Source organism: Lunatibacter salilacus (genome assembly GCF_009797935.1).
Taxonomy (GTDB): domain Bacteria; phylum Bacteroidota; class Bacteroidia; order Cytophagales; family Cyclobacteriaceae; genus Lunatibacter; species Lunatibacter salilacus.
In genome coordinates this window covers 37,133-60,729 of record NZ_VOLC01000009.1, presented here as the reverse complement: position 1 = coordinate 60,729, position 23,597 = coordinate 37,133, and the positions used below count along the sequence as shown (strand labels likewise).

The following is a 23,597-nucleotide window of genomic DNA, read 5'->3' as shown; positions in this document are numbered from 1 at the left end:
ATGGCGGATAAAGAAGGCTTCTTAAAATATAATAGGGAACTACCCCAATCCAGAAATCCGGAAGATCGTATTAACGATTTTAAGGAGATATATCAACCCCTGGATCCAAAAGTATTGAACCATCAGGCTGCCAGGTGTATGGATTGTGGGATTCCATTTTGTCATAATGGCTGTCCTTTAGGGAATGTCATACCAGATTTCAACGACGCCGTATACCACAAAGATTGGGAACTTGCATTCCAGATTTTGCGGGGCACAAACAATTTCCCGGAGTTTACCGGAAGGATTTGTCCTGCTCCCTGTGAGGCAAGTTGTGTCTTGGGAATCAATAAAGATCCGGTAGCGATAGAGTTGATCGAAAAAAGTATTGCTGAAAAGGCTTACGAATTGGATCTAGCCAAGCCACATATTCCAGAAGATAGAACAGGCAAAAAAGTAGCAGTCATCGGTTCCGGACCCGCGGGATTGGCGGCGGCAGATCAGCTTAATCAAGCAGGTCATGAGGTGACGCTTTTTGAAAAAGACAAGGAAGTTGGTGGACTACTCCGATATGGCATACCGGATTTCAAATTGGAAAAGTGGGTTATAGACCGACGGGTGAACATCATGGTGGAAGAGGGTGTCATCCTGAAGACGGATACTGAAGTAGGTGTCGGCATTCAAGCTGATGAAATCCTTGAAAATTTTGACGCAGTTGTTATCTCCACAGGCGCCCAACATCCGCGCGATTTGAAAATCCCTGGAAGGGAGGCAAAAGGGGTCTATTTTGCGATGGATTTTCTTGGAAAGCAAAATCAGGTTATTTCTGGGGAAATCTCGGAAAACCCAATTAATGCAAACGGGAAACATGTACTCGTCATAGGTGGTGGTGATACAGGCAGTGACTGTATCGGCACCTCGAATAGGCACGGTGCAGCCTCCATTACCCAATTGGAATTGCTACCCAAGCCCCCTCAGCGAAGACCCACTTTAAATCCATGGCCAGAGTGGCCAATGACGCTGAGAACGTCGAGTTCCCACGAGGAAGGGGCTGACCGTTTGTGGTCTGTACTTACCAAGGAATTCACCCAAAATGAGGCCGGCCAGGTAACAGGTCTTAAGATCGTAGAGATCGAATGGAAAGAGGAAAATGGCAGGATGCAGTTTTTTGAGATCGAAGGCAGTGAAAAAGTTCTTCCCTGCGATTTAGCCTTTTTGGCTATCGGGTATTTAGGTCCACAGAATGCACTCCTCGAGGCATTTGAAGTTGAAATGATGGAAAATGGTCTGCCCAAATCTAAGGATTACAAGAGCAGCGTTCCGGAAATTTTCCTTGCGGGCGATATGAGGCGCGGTCAGTCCCTGGTTGTATGGGCAATCTCTGAGGGTAGAGAATGTGCCGTAGAAGTGGATAAATACCTAAATAATGGAATTTCCACCCTCCCTCGGAAGGATCAGTCCTTCTATTCATATGAAACTGAAGCGGGTGTTTCACCTTAATTTTAATAGAAAACAAAAAATAAAAAAGGCTGTCGAATTTGACAGCCTTTTTTATTGCCTAACGGACAAATTTTAGTGCCGTATATGGATCGCTGGTTATAAATCTAAATTCCCCTGCATTGATGGGTTTCTCTTCTTTAATTTCCATACCCCAAGTATCCAAAACTTGAAGATTGTACGTCCCGTCACCCGGAAGGTCCATAACAATTTCCTGATCAGCCTCTGGTGCAAATATTAGGTAGATCTCTCCCGGATTGGATAAAAGGTATTGGTTTTTCATCAGTTCTTTTGGATTTTCTCCGGGGATAAGCTTAGGTTCCATTTCACGTATTGGCAGCTCTTCCATGATGCTTTTGAAAAAAGCAATCCGATCCGGACTCTCTCCCATAAGCGTCCCTCCTTTAGCCCACCAACGCACTTCGGTTTCATCATCTGAATCGTTCTTGAAGGTGTCTCCATGGGTGGGATACCCCCCACTCAAACCTGCCATCCAGAAATATGCGGACATTTCTTCTCCCGTTAGATTACCCCAACCGCTTTCAACATCCCCCTCATACCTCATTTCATCAAAAAGAAGGGGCTTTTGGTACATTTCCCTCCACCGCTCTGCATTGTAAAATTCATAGGTTTGGGTGCTAACGTGTGTGATCCAAGATTCCGTATGGTCATAAAAATGGTCTTCGGAACTGTACCAATTGTGAATACCCCTAAACCGCTGATGGGGATCTTCCTGCTGAAGTAATGTCCCTATTCCTTTCCAATCAATTGACTCCTTAATGGACGGTACATCCCATTCATTGGCCAAGGACCACCACACGTTCCGGTAAGCTGAAAGCCGGGCCATGACATACCGGACGTATTTTTCGTTCATCTCTGCACCCATTTCTGCATAGCCCCACCGATCATAAGGATGGAATAGGATGACATCGGCCTGAATGCCCATATCCATCAACTGCTTGACACGTTTATCAAAATTTTGGAAAAATGCAACATTTGGTTTGGTAAAATCATTGGTGACACTATCCCTTGCAAAAGGATATGCCCAAGGTTCGGTTTTATTTCCGTAGACATAATCCTTGGGAAAAATACACATCCGGATTTTGTTAAATGGAGAATCACGCAAGGTTTCCAGCGTTTTTTCCTGAATACTTTGCTTTACACTTGTCCACTGATAGGCTGTAGTGCCGATACCATAATAAGGACTACTGTCTGCATACTGCAAATAATAAGTGTTTATTATTTTTAACGGACCATGATTTTCACCGGAAGGTGCAATGCAGGAAATTTTGCCCGTTTTTCCGGCAAGATTTGCAGAATTACTAACTGTAATGTAAGACCATACTCCCTCCTCTGCCGGTGAAAATCTTACCCGAAATATTCCTTCTCCATCATAAAAGCCTGGAACCTGAATTGTATTTCCATTCTCCCCCTCAAAAACAGCATGTAGTTCAACCTCCATATAGGGATTACCAGCCACAGGACCCCTTAATTCAAGTTCGAAGATATCCCACCGTTCCACTTTTTCGTAGGAATCAGCCGACTGGCAGGATGCTATTAAAAACATCCCCACCGTGAAATAGGCGGTGATTTTGGTAAATAATGCATCAGTAAGCTTTATTAAAAAAGGAAGGGTATTCGCTTGGGATCTCATAAGCAATGAAGTTGTCCACCAAAGGTTAAATCCAAACTAGCTGGAAAATTAATAGAAGGCTATAATTTAATAAAATTGTGTGACAATTTCCTAGTTAAATTTTTTGATGTCCTGCCTGCGATGATATTTAAACGTAAAAATCAAAAAAGGGGATAACTCCGTATCCCCTTTTTTTAATACTACTTAATGTTATTTATAACTTACTTGATTTCAATTTGCTTTGCCTGCTTGTTTTCTTGTTCTTTTTTCGGAAGAACAACATTCAGGATACCATCTTTATACTCCGCGGAGATATCCTCTACCTTTATCATGTCCTCAGGAAGGTAAAAAGACCTTCTGAATGACTGGTAGCTAAATTCCCTTCGGGTTACCTTTTCCTCCTGAACATGCTCTTCCTTGCGTTCAGAGGAGATTGTCAGCTGTTCGTGATCATAACTGATTTTGAAATCCTCTTTTGAAAAACCGGGTGCAGCTACTTGCAGTTGGAAGGACTTCTCATCTTCTTTGATATTTACGGCAGGCAACGTACTTTTCATATTTCCAAATCCTGCTGTCCTGTCTATGGTTGACGGAAAGTCAAATAACTGGTCAAACCAGGTATTAAAGGTGGGAATCTGCTTTTTTTTGTCGTTGTTTTCTACTTTTAAGAGTGTCATGGCTACAAAGAGTTTTAAGGTTAAACATATTGTCAAAGACACTAAATTCAAATGATATGCCAATTGAGAAAAACACTACCTAAACAATTAACCACCAGGACAATACGTCATATATATGGATTCATTAAAGACAAATCGACATATTAAATATTGGATTAATTCCAGTCTGTCTTTGCGAAAGGTAGATTGCCATCAGGTCAATCATAAAAAAGACTGGGTAACCAGAGTGAAACTTCAGGGACAAAGGTTACCAACATCAAAATGAATAGGCTTACCAACAGAAAAGGAAGTCCAGCCCTTGCGATTTTTTCCAAGGAAATATTTCCAATACTGGATGCTACAAATAAACAAACGCCTACCGGCGGTGTGGTCAGTCCTATAACCAAATTAAATACCATGATTATTGCAAATTGAACAGGATCCACCCCCACATGCACAGCTACACCCAGGAGTACCGGAAACAAAATTAACAAAGCTGCAATTGTCTCCATAAATGCCCCCACAAAAAGCAACAGGAGGTTGATCATCAGGAGTATCAGAATTTTATTTTCTGTCAAATTTAATAGGCTGTCAGCAATCAGTTGAGGAAGTTCCTCAACAGTCATAATCCAGGCAAAAAGATTGGCAAAACCCACCAATACCATCAGCGAGGCGGTTGTTTTGGCAGAATTTAAAATGATAGCAGGAATGGCTTTGAATGAAAGCTCTTTATACACCCATAGGCCAATACCCATGGCATAAACGACCGCCACTATCGATGCCTCTGTTGGTGTGAAAACTCCCCCGATGATCCCAAATAATATGAGCAGTGTCATCATGATCGCCCAAAAGGCCTGAAAAAAACTTTTTGCGATTTGGCTAAGTGACGCTCGTGTACTTTTGGGATATTGCCTCTTCACAGATATTATATACGTGACCAGCATAAAACCTACACCCAACAATACTCCAGGCACAATACCTGCGATAAAAAGTTTTCCCACTGATAACCCTGTCAAAGTCGCAGCGATGATCATGGGAAGGCTGGGAGGAATGATTGGTCCAATGGTGGAAGAAGATGCAGTAACTGCGCACGAAAATGCTGTGTCATAACCTTCCTTTTTCATTGCGGGAATCATCACAGACCCTATGCTTGCGGTATCTGCTATAGCGGTCCCGGATATTCCCCCAAACAATAAAGATGCACCAACATTTGCCAGTCCCAAACCTCCACGTATATGGCCCAGCAAGGCATTGCAGAATTTAATGATCCGGTTGGTGATACCGCTGGCATTCATCAGGTTCCCTGCAAGGATAAATCCAGGAATGGAAAGCAATACAAAAACATCAATCCCCGCATACATTTTCTGTGGAATCACCATCAAGGGCAAATCACTAAACAGAATGTATATAAAGGCCGAAATACCCAGGGAAAAGGCTATAGGAAATCCTAAAATCAACAAAATAAGGAAAACAATAAAAAGTACTGCAGTCATCTAGGCGGTTTTTATACGTTCGAGAAGTTGAAGGATACTGTAAATACTGACAAATAATCCCATACAGGACATGGAAACATACATAATTGACATGTTGAGTTGCATGGCGGGTGATATTTGTAAACTTACGATCTGAGCAAGCGGGATGCTGACTACGAACATGGTCAGCATAAGGATAATGACAAATATCAAAATGATGATTTCAAGTCTTTTTCTGGCAGGAGGACTTAATTTGTCCAGCAGTGTATTTACGCTGACATACCCTCTATCTTGAACGGCAAGCCCCGCCCCGAGACTGACCATATAAATAAAACAAAACCTGGCCATCTCTTCCGTCCAGTTGGGAGACCATGGTAACGCATATCTGGCTAAGATTTGCAAGACCACGACGGCTATCATCAGGATAAAACTACTTACTACTAAAAAGGAAAGCACCTTGTCTAAATATGGAAAATGGTTTCTAATCATTTTACGGCTTGAATTCGTTGTAAAAGATCAATTTGTTCTTCTGAAAAAGCTTCCATCACCGCTCTCGTGGCTTCGGTTCGAAAAGCCTCTTTATCCACCTCAATAAATTCCATTCCCCTGTCCACCAAAAACTGATAGTCGGCTTCCTCTTGCTCCAAAAACAGTTCATGCTCGTATTCGTGCATAATCTGGGCAGATTCATCGATAACTTTTTGTAAGTCCGGTGGAAGCCGTTCATACTTTTTGTTACTCATCACCACATAGGCCCAGCTTTTTACATGCTCCGTAAGCATACAGTACTTTTGAACTTCATATAGTCCGCCGTCTTTGATAAGAGCAAAGGGATTTTCCTGGCCATGAATGGTGGATTGTTGCAAAGCGGTAAAGACTTCGGAGAAGGCCATCGGTGTTGGCTTGGCTCCGAGAGCACTCCAAGTCTGCACATATAATGACACAGACGGAACCCGAAGAATCATTCCGTTCAACTCACTGGGATGGGTAATGGCGCGGTTTGCAGTCAAATTTCTGGCACCCCGCTCAAACCAAGCTATGGGACGAAACCCGGAAATTTCCAGAATATGTTGTTCGATTTCCTTTCCCAATGGACCGCCAGCCACCTTTTTGAGGTGATCTGAGTCACGGATGGCAAAAGGCGTAGCACAAAGAATGGCATTTGGAAGGCTCCAACTCTGAAGGGATTCCCCGGTGATCATGATATCGGCACTTCCTACCAAAATACCGGTAAGCACATCCATTTCCTTGCCCAACTGCTCATTCGGATATACCTTGACTTCGATTCGCCCGTTGGAGCGGGCCTCCACCTCTTCAGCAAACTTCTCCGCTGCCTTGTGCCACCCATGCTGTCGGTTTGCCAGATGCCCAAAACGAAGAATATGCTCAGGTTTAGCCTCTTTGTCCGTACCACAGGATACCACCAATAAGGTGACGCATAAAAAAGGAAGTAGAAATAGCCTATGTAGGTTCATAGTGGGTTGATTGCCGGATATCATGCCGAAAGTACAAAAAAATAGGAAAGATTAGGCTCCACTGTTAAAATTTAGTCCCGACGACAACGGTTTTTTTAATTTGCTCCACCCGTCCGTCCGGGTGAAACATCTCCACCCAAACAATATAATAGCCGGCACCTACCCGCCTTCCCTTTTGGTCAGTTCCATCCCAGGTATAGAAGCCCTCTTGTCCCCAAACTTCATTTTGGCAAAGCTCCTGAATCAACAACCCATTGGGGCTGAAGATGCGAAGGGTTGCCAGAAAGCCGGGTTGATCCAAGGTATAGGAAATAGTGGTAAAGGGTTTTTCGCCGACTGCATCTGGGATAAAAACCTGAGGGGAGATATGAATGCCCTTTTCCAGGTTACCCGGATCATAAACCTGCGAATTTCTATAGCCCGGCGTGGCATAGCCTTCAGTAGCCGCGGCGGAGTGCCAATTTTTGGGGTCATTAGCGGGCGCATCCAGTGCATACCGCTCCAAGGAAACTCCCCGAAACTCCCGTAAAAACGAATGATGAAACCGCTCGTGGTAGTCAAACTGTTCGATAAGATCTTCTTCTGGATTTAATAAAACTACCGATCCGCTACTGATAGGGTAACTGGGTAAAGGTAACTGGTAAAAGGTTTCCGCTTTGCCTTTCGGAAAATGGCTCGCTAAAATTGTCGCATCAGTTGTCAGTACTTGAAAACTAAATGGATCAAGAATTAAATCCTGGGAGCTGATAACCCTTCTGTTGGCAATTTCTCCATTGGCAATATTGGCCAGCTTCCAGTTTTTCATGTTGATATATTGATTCGAGGAGTTATAAATTTCCACAAATTTCGGCGCTCCGGTTTTTGGATTAAACAAAATCTCGTTTAGTGCCACGTCTCCCGATTTCGCCACCCCCGGAATTTTGAACGTGTAGAAATTAGCTGCCAGATCGAGCGAATTTCCCGAACAATCCCTCCAGTTTGATACCGTGACAGTATACGCCTGATTAGATTCGAATTCTTCGGAGAACTGGAGTGAAATACGATAGGGGTTTTCCTCATCGAGCCTTACGCCGGACACTTCCAGTTGGGGATTTATTTGGAAAATGGATTGGAGATTTTGGGGTGTGACTGGTTTAGAAAAGGTCATATACAATTCGGTGGAATCATATACTTCGGCCTTTAGTAATCGGGGAGCTATACGGTCGGGAGTACCATCAAATACAGAATTTATCCGGCCGGGAGTGCCCCGTTCTGATGCTAGGGAGGGACGGATATTCGCTGGAGTCTCGCAGGGGTAGAAGGGATTCACTATTTCCAGGCTAAACCCTCCCTGAGCGATACTGCTACTACCAAAGGTTCCGTTATCATATTTCACACGGTCTATCAAGTTTCCCTTTGGATCTGCCAACCACATTTCATCCCCGGCATTAAGCATAGTAGGCCACTGGGACAAACCAATTACACGGCCATATTTCGAGAATTCGGCTATTTGATTTTGAGGACAAAGAATGATAAATTCTCCTGGAGCCAGAGTTGATCTTGCAAGTGTGGTGTACGTTCTGGAATTGCCAAACCGCAGTCCACTTAGTTGAATTTCATAATCGGAAGCATTATACAATTCCACATATTCGGCATTTGGTAAGAGTCCGCCTGCCCTCGGGGCAGGCATTATTTCGTTGATTATCAGTTGCCGAAACGATGGAGCCTGCGGGGGTGAAAATTCAAACTTATACCGAATCTCATTAACGGAATTCCGGTTTAAATCCTCTATCTGCTCAATCACAAGGGTAAGGGAATCCACCTCAGAAAAAGCTTCATCAAAAACCAGCACTACGAGATGTTTTTCCTCCCCAAATACAACCTCAGAGGGAGATTGACCGCTTATCTGATAAAAGCCTGGAACTACTGCCAATACCGGATCTAGCATCTCATCAAATTGCAAGACAAATTCATTTGCGCTCAAAGCCTCCACTGACTGTAGTTTTGGCGGCGTATTGTCCCAACGGAGCGTTCGAAGGCTTCCCGGTAACCAAGCTCCATTTCGGCCCATTCGTGGCGGAATGCGAAGCTGTAGGTTTCGGTCATTTGGGAGTTCCCTGTCAAGGACTAACTGAAATTGGTTTCGTTGGCTGGGATTGACCAATACCTCTGTTTCAAACGTTTCGTCAACCCATTCAAACTCCCCGAAAAAAGGATTCTGTTCCGACAAGGGGACCTCTTGGATTATTCTGATCAATTGGGCTTGTTCCACCCAAATATCGGAGATATAGTCGGAATAAACGGTGTGGTAGACTAGGTTTTGACCCGCTTTTTCAGATAAAGTCTGGACCTCGCTTACCTCTAAGCTAAGTGAATCTCCCTCGACTAATAGGTGGTCTAATTGGAGTTGAACTTCGTAGCCGCTTGACAGTAACTCAACTTCCTTTGCCGATTTATTATTTATCTGGTATCTATCTCCAAAGATACTTGTCACCGGATCTAAATAATCTGTAAAACCTATCACCAAACTGGATTCGTGGATGATTTTAATAAATGAAATTCTAACATTTCCGTGGTCCCAATTTAGCGTCAAATCCTTGGCTATATTCCCTGATATATCTTCCAACGTTGGAATCAGAATTTCTAACCAGCCTGCATTCCAAGGGAGTGATGATGTTAATAATAATTGATCATCCCCCTTGAGTACCACATTGGTCATCCATTGACCGTTTATCCGGATTGAATCCGGGACTGCAATCGGTTTGTTTGACTGAAGCACTAGTTCATAAGGGGATAGCAAGAATAGTGAATCGAGAATAGGCTGGGTAGTATCATAGAAAAAACTTCCGTTCAGGGTTCGGGTCATGGCTTGGCCAAATAAATCCCGGAGTTCCTTTATGCTAACTTGATAGGAAGTTTGTTGCTTCCAGCTATCTTTAAAGAATAACTCAAGAATATTTGAGGTTGGTTGATAGATCCGATCCGGAACTCCAACTCCTTGGTTCACCAAGAAATTTTGAGGGATATTAACCCATTTTTCATCCAATCCTTTATTAAAAATCAGCCTCAGGGAAGTACTATCCAACACCTGAATTTCACTGATCGCAATAGCCCTTGTATCCCAAGTAAAGGATCTTTTATGCGTACTTAGATATTTCCCCTCCTCGGAAACCATACCTGTCACTTGCACCTCTATTGGTAGATTTGTAGGAAATTGTTGCTCATAAAACAATTGAAAGGTGGTGGGATCGTCGGGTTCGGGAAGTACCACGTTTGGAGTTCCGAGGTTCCGGTTAAGGAAATAATTGCGCCTAAGACGGGCACTGTCAGCGTTAACCGGCTGATCAAACTTGACAAACAGGGAGGTCGGGGAGGCAAAATAAACCGAGTCCAACCCGTCTTCCCAATAAAAAGGAAAAACAGTCCTTGGCTGCACATTTCCAAAGGTATCCGCAACTCCTTCAACTATCAATACATAGGAACTATCAAGCTGTAAAGGTCGGTTCAGAATCAACGTTAATTGATATTCACTAGATTGGATTACCTGGGTAATTTCTCCCTGAAAGGACTCAATTTCAAAAGAGGAAGATTTGTCCACGGAATTTGGCCTCAAGGCTTCGTCATAATATAGCCGAACTTCATTGGGCGCAAGTCCACCCACATGTAGTAGCTTAGGCGGATCCGTGTCGTAAACGAAGATATACTCACTTGATTTCGGATTTTGGCCATAGCAGTCTGTGAAACTTCCCAAACTTAAAACATGTCTCTTTCCGGATATAAGTTGATTTGCCAGGTTTAGCCAAATTGTATTTTGGGAAGCAGAATCAATGTGGGTGACGTGACCGTCAATTGTCATATCATCAAGAATCAATACTGTTTCAGGAAGCAATTTGGAAAAGGAAATTTCCAGCTTGTTGTCGCTAATTGGAATGAGACGGATAATGTCAAAAGGACGATCGTCAGGTTCCAAGGAATATAGTGAGTTTTGGCTGCCTGGGGTTCCACCCGTAGCCGATTCGCTAGCCTTCCAGTTGAAGGAATCACTACAGGATTGCTGGGGATTGATTCGTTCCAGAGACCAACCGCCTTGTGATTTCTGGGCATGCTGATACCAAGAGGTATCATAACTGAGACTATCTATTACATTTCCAAAAGGATCCGCAAGAATTATCTCCCCCGAGGAATTGGGTAGGGCACGGAATGGAGCTACTGAAGCGGCTGTTCCAAAACTGCTAAAGGTTTCCTTCTTCGAAGCCGCCGCTAGCAGCAAGAGGGAGGTTGGTGGAATAACGGCGTCTTCTATTATCCCTCCATTATATGTGAAATCCTTTACACGAATGGGCTTGTCCATCCGGTTATATAATTCTATATATTCATCATTTGCAGCTGTTGGCAAAGCTGATTGGGGAGGGCTCAGAGACTTGGGATTTGGATCTGCCATAAACTCATTGATGATAACCGCCCCAACCGGAGTGGGAAAATTGATTTCAAATGAGTAAGCTGCATTCTCCAATGTTAACTCTTTATTGGCTACCTGTACCCGTTCCAACTCCAGCTGATATGTATTGGAATAGAGATAATCTTCAAAAGATAGGGATAGTCTTTCTTCCGACAATTGGACAGATGTCGGAGCTCCATAACCATTGGAAAGTATTAATCCTCCTGTCGGTTCTTGAATGGGCTGGTTGAAGATTACTTCTAAGGAATATTCATCTACCTGCTGAATACCCGTGATTGCCAATGGCAATTCTTCCTCAGGTGAAGTTTCGGGTATGTCGACATCATCTGCATCTTCCGCTCCATGAAAAACCCAGTCATCCATATAAAACCTCGCCGCACTGCCGCCCCCTTCCCCATAATTCACTTCTAAATGGATAATAATACCTTCCTGCTCCATAAAACCCTCAGGAATAAATAATTCAAATTCCCGGTATTCGGTATCCGCGTTTGGAAAACTAGCCGAGTCACCAATGGGGAATTTCTCCGACGAATTTTGCTGGGGAGGAAAACTAAAGGAATAGGCAAGGTTCACAGGCCTATTGCCGCTTCCGTTACGTTCTGTTCTGGCCCAAAAGGAAATTCTATTGCTTTTCAGTCCAATAGTGGATGTTTTTATATAAATTTGCGCATCGAAACTGCCTATGGTCTGAACTCCCAAGGCGGTGGAGGCGTTAATGCCTTTTCCCTGGGCACGGAAAACCCGCGATGTACCTGAGCGTACTTCGTTGGCTGACCAACCGGGTAAAAATTCTTCAGGATAATCCGTTATTACAAAATTGCTTTCAAAATCCTGAAGCGCCAACGTTTCGGTTTTAGGCAAAAGTTTAAAACCTAGTATGGAAAAAGCAAAAAAACCCCATACAAAAAACAAGGCTTTCATGAGGTTAATTTAAGAATAAATATAAGTAAAAACCATACTTGGTAAAAAAAAGAGACCACAAAGGACTCAAAGAAGGCACAAAGAGCACAGAGTTTTTTAAAAAAATCTCCGTGTCCTCTGCGTTACCTCCCAGTTCTATGTGGTTCTATTCGAAAATTGACTTTGGGGGAAACATTATCTAGAGGTTAATTTAAGTGAAATGCATGAATTATAGACCACTAAGGACACAAGAGCACAGAGTTTTTCAGAAAATTCTCAGTGTCCTTCGTGTTACCTTCGTGTCCTCTGTGGTTCCCTTTAAGAAATGACCACGAAGGACGCAAAGTAGGCACAAAGCGCACAAAGTGTTTTTAAATAATTCTCTGTGTTACCTCCGTGTCCTCTGTGGTTCTTTTCAAAAAATTAACATAAACAATTATAAAAATATAAACACATGAAACTAGCCGTAGTCGGAGCCACTGGATTGGTGGGCTCAGAAATCCTAGAAGTGCTGGAAGAGCACAATTTCCCATTTAGCGAATTGCTACTGGTCGCCAGTGAGCGGTCCGCAGGAAAGAAAATCACCTATAAAGGTAAGGAATTTACGGTCATTGGATTAAGTCAGGCAGTAGCGGAAAAACCGGACATTGCCATCTTTTCTGCCGGAGGGGGAACCTCATTGGAGTGGGCTCCGAAGTTTGCGGAGGTAGGGACAATTGTGATTGACAATTCCTCCGCCTGGAGAATGGATCCTTCCAAAAAGTTGGTCGTGCCGGAAATCAACGGCAAATCGCTACGCATCGATGACCGAATCATCGCAAATCCAAACTGCTCTACCATACAGATGGTGCTCGCATTAGCTCCCTTGAGGGAAAAATATGGCATCAAGCGTATCGTAGTTTCCACCTACCAGTCTGTTACCGGCACAGGCAAGGCAGCCGTAGACCAAATGATGGCGGAACGTGCCGGAGAAAAGGCAGAGATGGTCTATCCGTATAAAATCGATTTGAATGTATTGCCGCATATTGATGTATTCCAGGACAACGGATACACCAAGGAAGAAATGAAAATGATCAACGAAACGAAGAAGATTTTTGAAGATCAGTCTATAGAGGTAACTGCGACCACTGTACGAATTCCCGTTATGGGAGGGCATTCAGAGTCAATTAATGTTGAGTTCAAAAAGGATTTTGACCTTACTGAAGTCCGTGAATTGCTTTCAAAAACTCCGGGAGTTATCGTTCAGGATGATCCATCCAAGAACCTTTACCCCATGCCTATGAACGCGCATAAAAAAGACGAGGTATTTGTGGGACGTCTAAGAAGAGACGAAAGCCAGCCGAACACCCTTAACATGTGGGTCGTTGCCGATAACCTGCGAAAAGGAGCAGCTACCAACGCCGTGCAGATTGCCTCCTATTTGATGGAACATAGCTTGGTCTAAGTTGAATTTGTCTGAAATCTATACGGAAGAATTATTTCAATTTGTGCAGGATCACCTGAATGGAGATCCTGCACAATTGCTTTTAACCCATCAGGGAAAAACGAATTTTGACATAAAGGCAGCAATCCAACAAATCCAAGCACGTCAAAAGATTCAAAAAAAACTGCCCACGTGGGTTTCCCACCGGAAAGTCATCTTTCCGTCCGGCATTTCTCTTGAGCAAAGTTCATCAGAAGAAACAGCGAAATTTAAAGCAGGACTCGTGGGCGGTGAGAAAATGATCGATCTGACTGGGGGTGCGGGCATAGACAGTTTTTTTTTCTCAGAAAAATTCCAGACAGCCATCTATTGCGAACGGAACCCCGAATTAGCTGCCATCACAGGTTATAATTTTAATCTCCTAGCACCCGGCAGGTTTCAGATACATGTGGGTGATTCCATTGAATATCTTCAGCAGGTTTCAAAGCCTGTCGATTTGATTTATGTTGACCCAGCCAGAAGAGGAAACCACAATCAAAAACTCTATAAGCTATCCGATTGCGAACCGGACATTATTGGCACTTGGAACTTGATAACTTCCAAAGCTTCCGAAATCCTCGTCAAAGCCTCTCCCATGTTGGATATCAAACAGGCATTGATGGAATTGCCATATATTCAGCAAGTATGGGTGGTTTCTGTTAAGAATGAGGTGAAGGAAGTGCTTCTTTCTTGGAAGGAAAAAGGAAAAAGTTCCTGTCCCCAGATACACTGTGTGAACCTCCATCCCAGTGGGGATTCCAACTTTAGTTTTACATACGAAGAAGAAGCCATGGCTTCCAGTGATTCAGGAGAACTAGGTGCTATATTAATCGAACCCTATGCTGCTATCCTAAAGGCTGGTGCATTCAAGGCATTTGCAAAACGCTTTTCCCTAACTAAGCTTCATCCCAACAGCCATCTATATACGGCAAAGGAAGTGCAATCGGGCATTCCCGCGCGGGTATTTGAAATAGAACAGGAAGTATTGCAGCCAAAAAAAGAATTGAAGAAACTAATCCCTGATGGAAAAGTCAATGTACTTACCCGTAATTATGCCTTATCGGCTGAGGATTTAAAACAAAAATACCGCTTGCAGGACGGTGGAGAAAAGTTTTTGATCGGGACAAAAGTAGGTGAGGTGTATCGGCTGTTTCTATGTCAGTTGAAAAAATAGTTATTTAGGCCATTCTTTTATGGAAATTAAACCGCCAATTGGCTATAGTTGAGTGATTCTTTGGATTATTTTTTTAAATTTAGAATCGATAACAACCACTTAACTCCTCCCCGATGTCATCTACATTCAACCGCCGCAAATTTCTACAAACTTCTGCTGTCGCCGGTGCGGCCATGCTCTGGTCTCCCAAGCTTCATGCTTCCCAACTTCCCGATGCGCTGTCAGCCGAAATTGGCAAATCAAAATGGGATTTGGATAGTCCGGCTTTGTTGTTGGATTTGGACAAGCTGGAATTTAATTTAAAAGCGGTTTCCGCTCCCTTGGCTGGCACAAGAGTGGGGGTGCGACCCCATGTGAAGACCCATAAATGTCCAGCGATCGCGAAGATGCAGATTGATGCAGGAGCGGTGGGGGTATGTGCGGCCAAACTTTCCGAATCGGAGGTTATGTTGGAGAACGGCATTTCCAACGTGCTTATGACGGGGGTAAACGTGACCAAACCCAAGATCATCAAAGCCATGGAGATAAGGAAAAAATATCCCGGCTTTATACAGGCAGTGGACAACCCACAAAATGCCCAAGACCTACAGGATGCGGCCAAAGCCGCCGGTATCATTGCCGATGTGGTGGTGGATATAGATGTGATCAAGCGTTCGGGTGTTCCCGCAGGTGAGCCTGCCCTTGCATTAGCACAGCTCGTAGATAAGCTTCCCAATCTTCGTTTTAGGGGAATTTTGGCCTATGACGGCGGAGTGCAGCATGTCAAAGGTTTCAAAGCAAGGAAAACGAGGGCCTTTAAAACGTTTGAACCCGTCGTCGAGAGCTACGAACTGATAAAAAGCTCCGGATTAAATCTGGAGATTTTCAGTGGGGGTGGAACAGGCACCTATGACATGATGCACGAAATCCCGGGATTTACGGATGGTCAGGTGGGTAGTTATGTCTTTATGGACTGTCAATACCTGGAAATCGGAGGAGCAAAAAATGAGGATCGGTTCGACGATTTTGAGGCATCGTTGACCGTGTTAACTACCATCATCAATGCAAATTACCCCAATCGGCTGGTTACGGACTCGGGAGCTAAATCCTTTACATTAAATAAGCCCACCGGATGGGTAGTCGGCGAACCCGATTTTTTGTACAATGCCGGTTCGGATGAGTACGGGACCATTAGCTTTGAAAATGCCAATAAAACCTACCGCGTGGGGGATAAGTTGGAGGTAATTGTACCGCATTGTGATCCTGTCGTAAACCTCTATGATTTTATGTATGGAATTCGAAACGAGAAGGTGGAAAGTATCCTGCCGATTTTGGCTAGGGGAAAGTCTCAATAAAGGGTATTGTTAGATTTCTATAGAATTTTAAGTACTGGACAAATGTCCATTGAAGAAATCGAAAGCCGCAGTCTCTAGGCTTTTAATATATCCTGGACATTTCGCTGGATATTTTCGGCTATCTTTTGCATTGGTAGGTCGTTCGCATCGTGCCCAAAAGGATCTTCAATCTCTTCTGCTATAAGCTCCAAACTTGCCATTACATAAAAAATAAAAGTGGTTACTGGTATCGTGATATACCCCAGAGAAAATGCAAAACCAAAAGGCAGGGTTATTACATACAAAAATATAAACTTTTTTATAAAAGAGCTGTAGCTGAAAGGAATAGGCGTGTTCTTTATCCGTTCACATCCACCACAAATATCCGCAAAGGAATTCATTTCGTCTTTAAGGACGATAAGTTGGTCTCCGGATATTGTCTTATTCAGATAAAGGTGATTTATCTTAAAAATCAAACTTTCGGTAATCTTCATCGGAACATGGTGGTGACCCTCCAATACAGGTAATTCTGGGTGTGGATGCTCATCCAACTGAAGTTTGGTGCTTTCTTTTTGGAGGTGTTTTTGGAGGGAAAAAGCATATAATGGAATTGCTTGTCTAAAGAAAGTTCGGGACCCTTTATCTTCGTCCGGAAGAAATACCGATATTTTTATGGCAAGATTCCGGCTTACGTTGACGAGGCCTCCCCATAGTTTTCTTCCTTCCCACCAGCGGTCATAGGCAGTATTGGTCCGGAACACCAGCAACATGGAAATGGCAAAACCCAACAAAGTATGCATGACCGTTATATTGCTGGCATTGCTGTTTTTGGATAGCTTTAAGTACTCTGTTTCCAGATACACCACTCCACCGGAATAGACGCACATCACCAAAAGTGTCGGAATTAATTTGCGAAATGTGTCAGCTTTCGGTAGTCGGAATATTCCTAAAAGCCAATCCTTGGGATTATAATAAGTCATTGTAAAGGAGAATTCTTAATTTAAAATGCTGCGAAGATAGCATCTTTTATTGAAGGATATTTCTTCAAATTTCAAAAATTGTGACTGAAGCGGATTGGTCTATAAAAAGTGGAGGGTGTCCCCAGCAACGTAAAGGAAGTAGGTTGCAACTTGAATGGAGCAACCTTCTTATCAACATTCGGCAAACAAGGAATCTCTCTCAATTACGCCATTTTCCTCCACCTACGTAAAACCCAACAGCTATACCCAAATAGCTGTTGCCTGATTCACCTATGACGGCACCTTGGGAATTAACAATTTTAGAGGTCGGCACAATATAATAATCCAAAGAAAGGCGAAATTTGCCACTTTCAAAGCCCGCCCGAAGAAAAGGGGCCAATGCATTTCTAGCATCGAACGCCCCCACAAAGTCTTCATCTTCAAAATCCGACTCCCACGCCAAGGACGCAAAACTCATATAACCTAATCCTCCACCTAAAAACGGAGCGAAGTTGTTTCCGGGTGTGTTGAAATAATAATCGGCAGTAAAAGCAACGGATGCGTTGGCCGAAACCTTTCCAGTGATTTCATCTGTTAAATTGTAATACTCCAAATCACGGACCATGGCAGCTGTACCCAATCTTAAACCAATATTTAGATTATCCTCAATATTGTACTTCGGTTCTAGATAGAATAGAAGACCACCCCCACCGGACCCCGGTACCGTATAGCCCAGGTCCATTCCGACCCTAAACATACCCTCTTCTTGGGCAAATAACATGTTGGCAAATGCAAAAACGCCAACTAGGAGAATAATTAGTTTTTTTGTCATGGCAAAAGGTTTTTGTGAGGTGTAAAAATAATAAGAAAATTAACCATTCAAAGCCTGATTATCAGCAAGTAAATCTCAATATATCATGTACAAATACAGGACGGTTCGCAGTTTTTAGAGCTGTTTGTCGCTCTACATCCAGCACATGGGAAAAATGACAAATATTAACCTAAACTACTTATCTGAGAAATTTCTATGCTGTAATATATATCTTTTACTACTCCATTTTTACCTTTACTTCCGAGCTATTCAAAAAAGGAATTTCCAAGATCCATTTTTCCCCATTCATCACAACCGAAATTGTTACCCCTTCCTCATTTTCAGCTAAAATTTCCGTAGTTGCGTTTGGAATTTCATGGGAAGCAGGTAGGATTAACCACGCAATCGTTGCCGTTCCCTCAATCTCGGCGCGGTAAATGCTGGCCACATTTGACCCAAAAACATTGTACTCCGGACTATACCAGCCTTGAATCTCAGGACTTTCCTGGCCTTTGACGAATTGAATGTCAAAGGCAGTTGACCCTATTGGTAAGATTGCCAAATTTCCGGCAGTGTTCATTGTCTTTACAATTTGTCCTTCTTTAACTACCTCATTATCCGGGTGCCAGTGCCAAAGTGCCTCGATGGTTCTTGGCCTGTCTGTGATAACTTTATCCACAACCACCCAAAATTCTCCCCGCACATACATTAGTGACCTCAAATGAGACGCATTTCCCTCCAATCCTTTAAATGAATCAAATCGGTCGGATGCGTAGTCATATTCAGAGGTAACTAGAAAGTGCTTATCATCCACCGGCTCTTGTGCATGGGTTGGGCCATCGTCCTGACCTTTTCCATCGATCATAATCAGGTTATGCCCCTGACTACCCTTAGCGTAGGGTCTGAATTTTTCGGCCACTTCGCCCGTGTAGGCAAACCTTCCCGCATCCACCAAGAAATCCCTTTCAAAAGCGGAAATGGAAAGATGCAGTTTATCATTGTGCTGATGTCCACTACCCCAAGGGCCAATGTCAAAAAAGGACCAGTGTGCCTGGGCATCAAATCCACTTCTGGAAATCATCTGCCCTGCCCATGGCATAAAGTAGGAAGGCCCATCCTCAGGTTTGGTACCGGAAGCCCCGTTGGTGGCTATATATTCCCAATCGGGTCGGTTATAGATTTCCGCTCCCTTTAGAATAAGGTCACGGTCACTACCCCGATCACCGTCATTATTCAGGATTCTAAAGCCATCCGGCCGCACGGCATGGGCAATATAGCGGTACATATCCTCAATCGTTTGGGTGAAAAAATCGGGTAGGTCCTTTCCCGCCCGGTCACAAATATTTTTGAAGAGTTCAAAATTAGCCAGTGATACATTGTGGTAGTGAGACGTGAGCTCTGTCTGAATCCCGTCCGGATAGACCTGGTCTTTCATACTCTCAACCATCGCTCCGACCGAATAATCAAGCCATGCGTCCGATTGTTTGTACTCCGGGAAATTCGCCGCCACCGTTGCAAGGGCGGATATCTCCATAGTCAACCAATTATTACCTCCATGGAAATTCCGGTTATAGTGCGCATGATCAGCCAAACTACTCAACATCAATAACCGGGCTGCCGGGGTCAAATAGTTACTGTTAATCAACCCATAAAATACCCGGGACCACACCTTCGTCCTTGCAGCTACTTCCAACCCCCTCCAAATGGATTCACTACCCTTAACAGCGGGGTAAGGCATACTTTTAATAATAAAGTCCCTGAGCAATTCATCAATATATTGGGCATATTTGGGATTTCCGGTTTCGAGATAAACGTTTAGCAGTGTTCCTACCTGCGAATGACGGTTGGAAAGCCAGGCCCATTCCCGGTCATTATTGGGGCCTTTATAGTACCAGTCTCTATGGCCATCCGGCAAAACTGGAACCTGTCCCCGCACGTTTTGGATTTCATAGACGTTAGCTAGAATCGTATCCGCACTAGCTACGCTTCTGTTTGATATGGCAGGTTGCTCCCTTCTTAATTCGGGCACTTGATTACCGTTTTTATAGTAAGCCAGCAATTCTTTTGATGCGGTACTTAAATCTCCGTTCTGATGGGCTTCCTTTACCTTTTCCAACCCCGGATAATCCAGATCAAACTGCTCAAACATGGTCTTGATGGTTTCAGGATAATTTTCCACCATATCCTCGACGGTACGTATCTCCAGCCAGGCTTTCTGGGCGACAGTGTTTGCTAAAAAGGATCCAATTAAAAGCAAGGTTAAGAGTAGGCGTATTTTCATTTTAGAGGTGTTTTGGGTCTTGTTTTAGATTTTAATGGTAAGTTTAATGAGGTTTATCGCTCAATTTCTTTGTTTAATAATTCAGCTAACTGGTGAAGTTTTTCTACCAGTAATTTTTTGTCAATCAGTTTTGTTTGGTATTCTGCAATTATAGCTGGACTTGTATTTCTTGCTAATGCATATTCTACTACCTCTGTGTCCTTTCCTTTACAGAGCAATATTCCGATACTTGCATTTTCGTTTGGACGCTTCACATCTCTATCCAATGCTTCCAGATAAAAGTTCAGCTTTCCTAAAAACTCTGGTTCAAATTCTTGAATTTTCAATTCAAACAAAACAAGGCATTGTAAATCTCTATGGTAAAACAATAAGTCGGTATAATAATCCCGATTTCCAACCTGCAAACGATATTGATGTCCCATATAGGTAAACCCTTTACCCACCTCCAAAATAAATTTCTGAAGGTTTAGTGTAATTGCTTTTTCAAAATCTTTTTCTGAATGTCCGTCAGGTAAGGTGAGAAACTCAAAGATGTAGGGATCTCTAAAAATGTTTTGGGGTAATTTTGTCGAAACCGAAGACACAATTTTGTCTGAAAGTAAGGTTCGTTCAAATGTTGATGTGTTTAACTGACGTTCAAGTTCTCGTACGGTAAGCCTTTGACTAATTGCCAAAAATATATAGAATGTTTTTTCTTCTGTCGTTTTGGTTTTATTCAGAATATGTAAATGTGAAGACCATTGAATTTTTGTCAACACTGTTGACAAAAATTCAAGTACCTGATTATCTGTGTGTTGTATTTGTGTCAACGCTGTTGACACTTTTTTAAATTTATTTACTTTTTTGCTCTCGGTCTGCGATACTGAATTTATTCTGTTTTCAACTATCTGTAATTGTGTCATCACTGATGACACAATTACGGGATCTGAATAGGTCTCATAAAATTGCTTCATTCTATACAATCCCCTTCGGTTAAAACCTGTCAGTTCAGGCTGCTTTGAAGCGATAAAGTCAGCTAATTCCTGTACCGTCTTATCTCCCCAATTACCTGTGTTAACTTTCTCTGAAACTACCTTTCCTACATTAAAATAAAGTAACACCAATTCTTTATTGGCTTTGGCATAGACACGATTTTTTGCCTCCTTGATTAGAAGAAAAATCTGGTTAAAATCGGCATCGGTATTTTCTAGAGATTTACCCATCAAATTAAAGATACAAAGATTTTAATTTTAGATTATAATGACTTCGTCGCTCATAAAACAGCAAAATCAGTTCATCTGTATGTTGTAAATCTACGATTCTCAATCCACTTCACAAGCAACACAAGCCCCCTTATTCCAATCCGGGGGCTCAACACCAAGCAGGTGCTTGACAAAAAAGTCCCTTCGTTTGCGTTCGCCATAGGTTCCGCCTGAACTGTGACCCATGCCCGGCACCATCAAAAACTCAAACACTTTCTCATGCTTGATTAATTGGTCAACCAATTGGTAGGTGGAGGACGGATCCACATTGTCATCCACTTCGCCGACCATCAGCAGCAAGTCACCGGTTAGATTACCCGCATGGACTACGTTGGAGCTTTTTTCGTAGTGATCTCCTGACGGAAAACCCATCCATTGCTCATTCCACCAGATTTTGTCCATCCGGTTGTCGTGACACCCGCAGGATGAAACGGCTACCTTGTAAAACTCCGGATGGAAAAGCAATGCGCCTGTGGCACTTTGGCCTCCGGCAGAGGTACCAAATATGCCTACCCGGTCCAGATCCATGTATGGATTCGCTTTGGCTGCTGCCTTCATCCATGCTATACGGTCTGGAAAGCCAGCGTCTCCGATATTTTTCCAAGCCATATCGTGAAAAGCCTTGGAGCGGTTGGAGGTGCCCATACCGTCCATTTGCACCACAACAAAACCGAGTTCCGCCAATTCGTTCAAGCTGTTGTAGTTGGGGGAAAAGGATTTGGGGACAAAGGAAGAGTGCGGGCCGGCGTAAATGTATTCGATGACCGGATATTTTTTCTTTGGGTCAAAGTTGGTCGGGGTAATGATAAGTCCCCAAATATCCGTATTTCCATTCCGGCCCTTCGCTGTAAAAATTTGCGGTGCTTTCCAGCCTGCCGATAACAGGCGATCTATGGATGCCTTTTCCAATTCCATAATGACACTTCCGTCCTTTCCGCTTTTCAGTAGGGTCGTTGGGGATTGGTCTTGTCGGGAAAAATGATCGATAAAATAGGCCCCATCCTTGGAAAGGGTAATGTCATGATTGGCGTTCTCCTTGGTAAGCTGTGCAAATCCCTCGCCATCCAATCCCACCCGGAACAGGTGGAGGTGATAGGGGTCTTCCTTGGCGTTTTTCCCACTCCCAGTAAAATAAATAACTCCTGCTTCCTCATCTACCTGAAGAACCTGCCGAACCACCCATTCTCCTTGTGTCAGTTGGCGGACAACCTTGCCAGTACTGGCATCAATGAGGTAAAGGTGTCTCCAACCATCCCGTTCGGAGGACCATATTATTTGATTTTTGTCTTCCAAATCTTTGCGGTAATATTTCCCGCTGTAATCGATAAAAGTATTGCTTCGTTCATCTATTACCTCACGCACCTTGCCTGTGGATGCTTCCATTTCAAATACTGTATACCGCTGATGACTCCGTTGGTTATACTCCCAAGTGATGGATTGGCTATTTTTTGACCAATTTAACCGATTCAATGAAAATTGGTCAGGCATCAAATTCAGGTCTGCCTTCCAAGATTTTTTGCTTTCTAGGTCAATAATCACCGGTTGCCGGATGGGTAAGGCATCGCCTGGCTTTACGTAATCCCGTTCCATGACCTTTGGCTGCAACTGATCTTCCGGGGAGGAGGCAATTAGGGTTAATTTTCGGACTGCGGCAGGCCGCATCATAAACACCGCCAATTTTTCCCCATCCGGTGCCCATTTAAGATTTGTCGTATAATATTCACCCAAATTCCCATCCTTTGTGAGCTGTTCCCATTTGCCAGTTGCCAAGTCCTTGACAAATACATTATAATCCCGAATAAAAGCTTCTTTTTTCTTGTCCGGAGACTGCACAGGCGGCCCCTCTAATTCGCTATCCCGGGTACCCCAATAGCGAGATGAACCGTTGTCCTGGTTTTCCTTTTTCTTAAGCTTTTCGGAGTCTTCCTCCCATTCCCATTTTTCTCCCTTATAGGTAAAGCTAATCAGGCCATCCTTTATTTCAATTTGCGATAGCTGAAGCTCGGTTGGGGAAACATCCTCTTTCAACTCTTCTGAAATGGCTTTGGCCAATTTAACTTGGTCAAGAAGTGGTGACTTATTAGTGGTTTCCGGATCCACTTTTAAATAGTGAATTCCCTGTTCATCTCTGAAGGCATAGGTAAAAACATTTGCTTCCTGCCATTTGATCTGTGAGGGGGATTGGTATACCTTATCTTTCCATGCAGCTTTCAGCGAATCCGCCCGCTTGTAATCGGCTAGTAGCCCTTGTGAACAAACAGGATTTACGAGCATCGATATTAGGATAATGCTCAGGTAAATTTTGC

At 43.3% G+C, this 23,597-nt stretch carries 15 protein-coding genes; 4 read left to right on the top strand and 11 right to left on the bottom strand.

The window, feature by feature from the left end:
- A complete protein-coding gene (locus FQ608_RS13310; protein ID WP_158858733.1) occupies window positions 1-1,479 on the top strand; it encodes a glutamate synthase subunit beta in 1,479 nt (492 codons plus the stop codon).
- A 58-nt stretch (window positions 1,480-1,537) separates the two neighbouring features.
- Here the strand turns inward: FQ608_RS13310 and FQ608_RS13305 are convergent, their stop codons facing one another.
- The 6 genes from FQ608_RS13305 to FQ608_RS13280 form a co-directional block, all read right to left on the bottom strand.
- Window positions 1,538-3,130, bottom strand: coding sequence for a DUF5060 domain-containing protein (locus FQ608_RS13305; protein WP_158858732.1), 1,593 nt, complete (start codon window positions 3,128-3,130; stop codon window positions 1,538-1,540).
- A gap of 200 nt (window positions 3,131-3,330) precedes the next feature.
- A complete protein-coding gene (locus FQ608_RS13300) occupies window positions 3,331-3,786 on the bottom strand; it encodes an Hsp20/alpha crystallin family protein (protein ID WP_158858731.1) in 456 nt (151 codons plus the stop codon).
- A 197-nt stretch (window positions 3,787-3,983) separates the two neighbouring features.
- Window positions 3,984-5,258 carry a TRAP transporter large permease gene (locus FQ608_RS13295; protein WP_158858730.1) on the bottom strand — a complete coding sequence of 425 codons (1,275 nt, stop codon included), beginning with the start codon at window positions 5,256-5,258 and terminating at the stop codon, window positions 3,984-3,986.
- Complete coding sequence (locus FQ608_RS13290) at window positions 5,259-5,726, bottom strand: TRAP transporter small permease (RefSeq protein ID WP_158858729.1); 468 nt, start codon at window positions 5,724-5,726, stop codon at window positions 5,259-5,261.
- Entirely contained in the window at window positions 5,723-6,712 is a 990-nt protein-coding gene (locus FQ608_RS13285; protein ID WP_158858728.1) for a TRAP transporter substrate-binding protein, read from the bottom strand. The genes FQ608_RS13290 and FQ608_RS13285 overlap by 4 nt, the downstream gene beginning before the upstream one ends.
- 64 nt (window positions 6,713-6,776) lie before the next feature.
- Window positions 6,777-12,071, bottom strand: a complete 5,295-nt coding sequence (locus FQ608_RS13280) for a lamin tail domain-containing protein (RefSeq protein WP_158858727.1) — start codon at window positions 12,069-12,071, stop codon at window positions 6,777-6,779.
- A 433-nt stretch (window positions 12,072-12,504) separates the two neighbouring features.
- On the opposite strand from FQ608_RS13280, the gene FQ608_RS13275 reads away from it, so the two are divergent.
- The 3 genes from FQ608_RS13275 (at window position 12,505) to FQ608_RS13265 (ending at window position 16,020) form a co-directional block, all read left to right on the top strand.
- Window positions 12,505-13,494, top strand: a complete 990-nt coding sequence (locus FQ608_RS13275; RefSeq protein ID WP_158858726.1) for an aspartate-semialdehyde dehydrogenase — start codon at window positions 12,505-12,507, stop codon at window positions 13,492-13,494.
- A gap of 7 nt (window positions 13,495-13,501) precedes the next feature.
- On the top strand, window positions 13,502-14,686 hold the full coding sequence (locus FQ608_RS13270; protein ID WP_317168926.1) for a class I SAM-dependent methyltransferase: 1,185 nt from the start codon (window positions 13,502-13,504) through the stop codon (window positions 14,684-14,686).
- A 113-nt stretch (window positions 14,687-14,799) separates the two neighbouring features.
- A complete protein-coding gene (locus FQ608_RS13265; RefSeq protein ID WP_158858724.1) occupies window positions 14,800-16,020 on the top strand; it encodes a DSD1 family PLP-dependent enzyme in 1,221 nt (406 codons plus the stop codon).
- A 74-nt stretch (window positions 16,021-16,094) separates the two neighbouring features.
- On the opposite strand, the gene FQ608_RS13260 is transcribed toward FQ608_RS13265, so the two are convergent.
- The 5 genes from FQ608_RS13260 to FQ608_RS13240 form a co-directional block, all read right to left on the bottom strand.
- Window positions 16,095-16,979 carry a bestrophin family protein gene (locus FQ608_RS13260; protein WP_158858723.1) on the bottom strand — a complete coding sequence of 295 codons (885 nt, stop codon included), beginning with the start codon at window positions 16,977-16,979 and terminating at the stop codon, window positions 16,095-16,097.
- Between the two features lie 199 nt (window positions 16,980-17,178).
- Window positions 17,179-17,790 (bottom strand): hypothetical protein, encoded by a 612-nt coding sequence (locus tag FQ608_RS13255; RefSeq protein ID WP_158858722.1) that lies wholly within the window; start codon window positions 17,788-17,790, stop codon window positions 17,179-17,181.
- Window positions 17,791-18,007: 217 nt separating this feature from the next.
- Window positions 18,008-20,050, bottom strand: coding sequence for an alginate lyase family protein (locus FQ608_RS13250; protein WP_158858721.1), 2,043 nt, complete (start codon window positions 20,048-20,050; stop codon window positions 18,008-18,010).
- Between the two features lie 53 nt (window positions 20,051-20,103).
- Entirely contained in the window at window positions 20,104-21,252 is a 1,149-nt protein-coding gene (locus FQ608_RS13245) for a PDDEXK nuclease domain-containing protein (protein WP_158858720.1), read from the bottom strand.
- A 99-nt stretch (window positions 21,253-21,351) separates the two neighbouring features.
- Window positions 21,352-23,565 carry a S9 family peptidase gene (locus tag FQ608_RS13240; protein ID WP_234364193.1) on the bottom strand — a complete coding sequence of 738 codons (2,214 nt, stop codon included), beginning with the start codon at window positions 23,563-23,565 and terminating at the stop codon, window positions 21,352-21,354.
- Window positions 23,566-23,597: the final 32 nt, after the last annotated feature.

Excerpts from the sequence above, each read along its gene's own strand:
- FQ608_RS13245 (WP_158858720.1), bottom strand. The coding sequence starts at position 21,252 with ATGGGTAAATCTCTAGAAAATACCGATGCCGATTTTAACCAGATTTTT.
- FQ608_RS13275 (WP_158858726.1), top strand. The coding sequence starts at position 12,505 with ATGAAACTAGCCGTAGTCGGAGCCACTGGATTGGTGGGCTCAGAAATC.
- FQ608_RS13250 (WP_158858721.1), bottom strand. The coding sequence starts at position 20,050 with ATGAAAATACGCCTACTCTTAACCTTGCTTTTAATTGGATCCTTTTTA.
- FQ608_RS13240 (WP_234364193.1), bottom strand. The coding sequence starts at position 23,565 with ATGCTCGTAAATCCTGTTTGTTCACAAGGGCTACTAGCCGATTACAAG.
- FQ608_RS13285 (WP_158858728.1), bottom strand. The coding sequence starts at position 6,712 with ATGAACCTACATAGGCTATTTCTACTTCCTTTTTTATGCGTCACCTTA.
- FQ608_RS13300 (WP_158858731.1), bottom strand. The coding sequence starts at position 3,786 with ATGACACTCTTAAAAGTAGAAAACAACGACAAAAAAAAGCAGATTCCC.
- FQ608_RS13295 (WP_158858730.1), bottom strand. The coding sequence starts at position 5,258 with ATGACTGCAGTACTTTTTATTGTTTTCCTTATTTTGTTGATTTTAGGA.
- FQ608_RS13255 (WP_158858722.1), bottom strand. The coding sequence starts at position 17,790 with ATGACAAAAAAACTAATTATTCTCCTAGTTGGCGTTTTTGCATTTGCC.
- FQ608_RS13305 (WP_158858732.1), bottom strand. The coding sequence starts at position 3,130 with ATGAGATCCCAAGCGAATACCCTTCCTTTTTTAATAAAGCTTACTGAT.
- FQ608_RS13260 (WP_158858723.1), bottom strand. The coding sequence starts at position 16,979 with ATGACTTATTATAATCCCAAGGATTGGCTTTTAGGAATATTCCGACTA.
- FQ608_RS13265 (WP_158858724.1), top strand. The coding sequence starts at position 14,800 with ATGTCATCTACATTCAACCGCCGCAAATTTCTACAAACTTCTGCTGTC.
- FQ608_RS13310 (WP_158858733.1), top strand. The coding sequence starts at position 1 with ATGGCGGATAAAGAAGGCTTCTTAAAATATAATAGGGAACTACCCCAA.
- FQ608_RS13290 (WP_158858729.1), bottom strand. The coding sequence starts at position 5,726 with ATGATTAGAAACCATTTTCCATATTTAGACAAGGTGCTTTCCTTTTTA.
- FQ608_RS13280 (WP_158858727.1), bottom strand. The coding sequence starts at position 12,071 with ATGAAAGCCTTGTTTTTTGTATGGGGTTTTTTTGCTTTTTCCATACTA.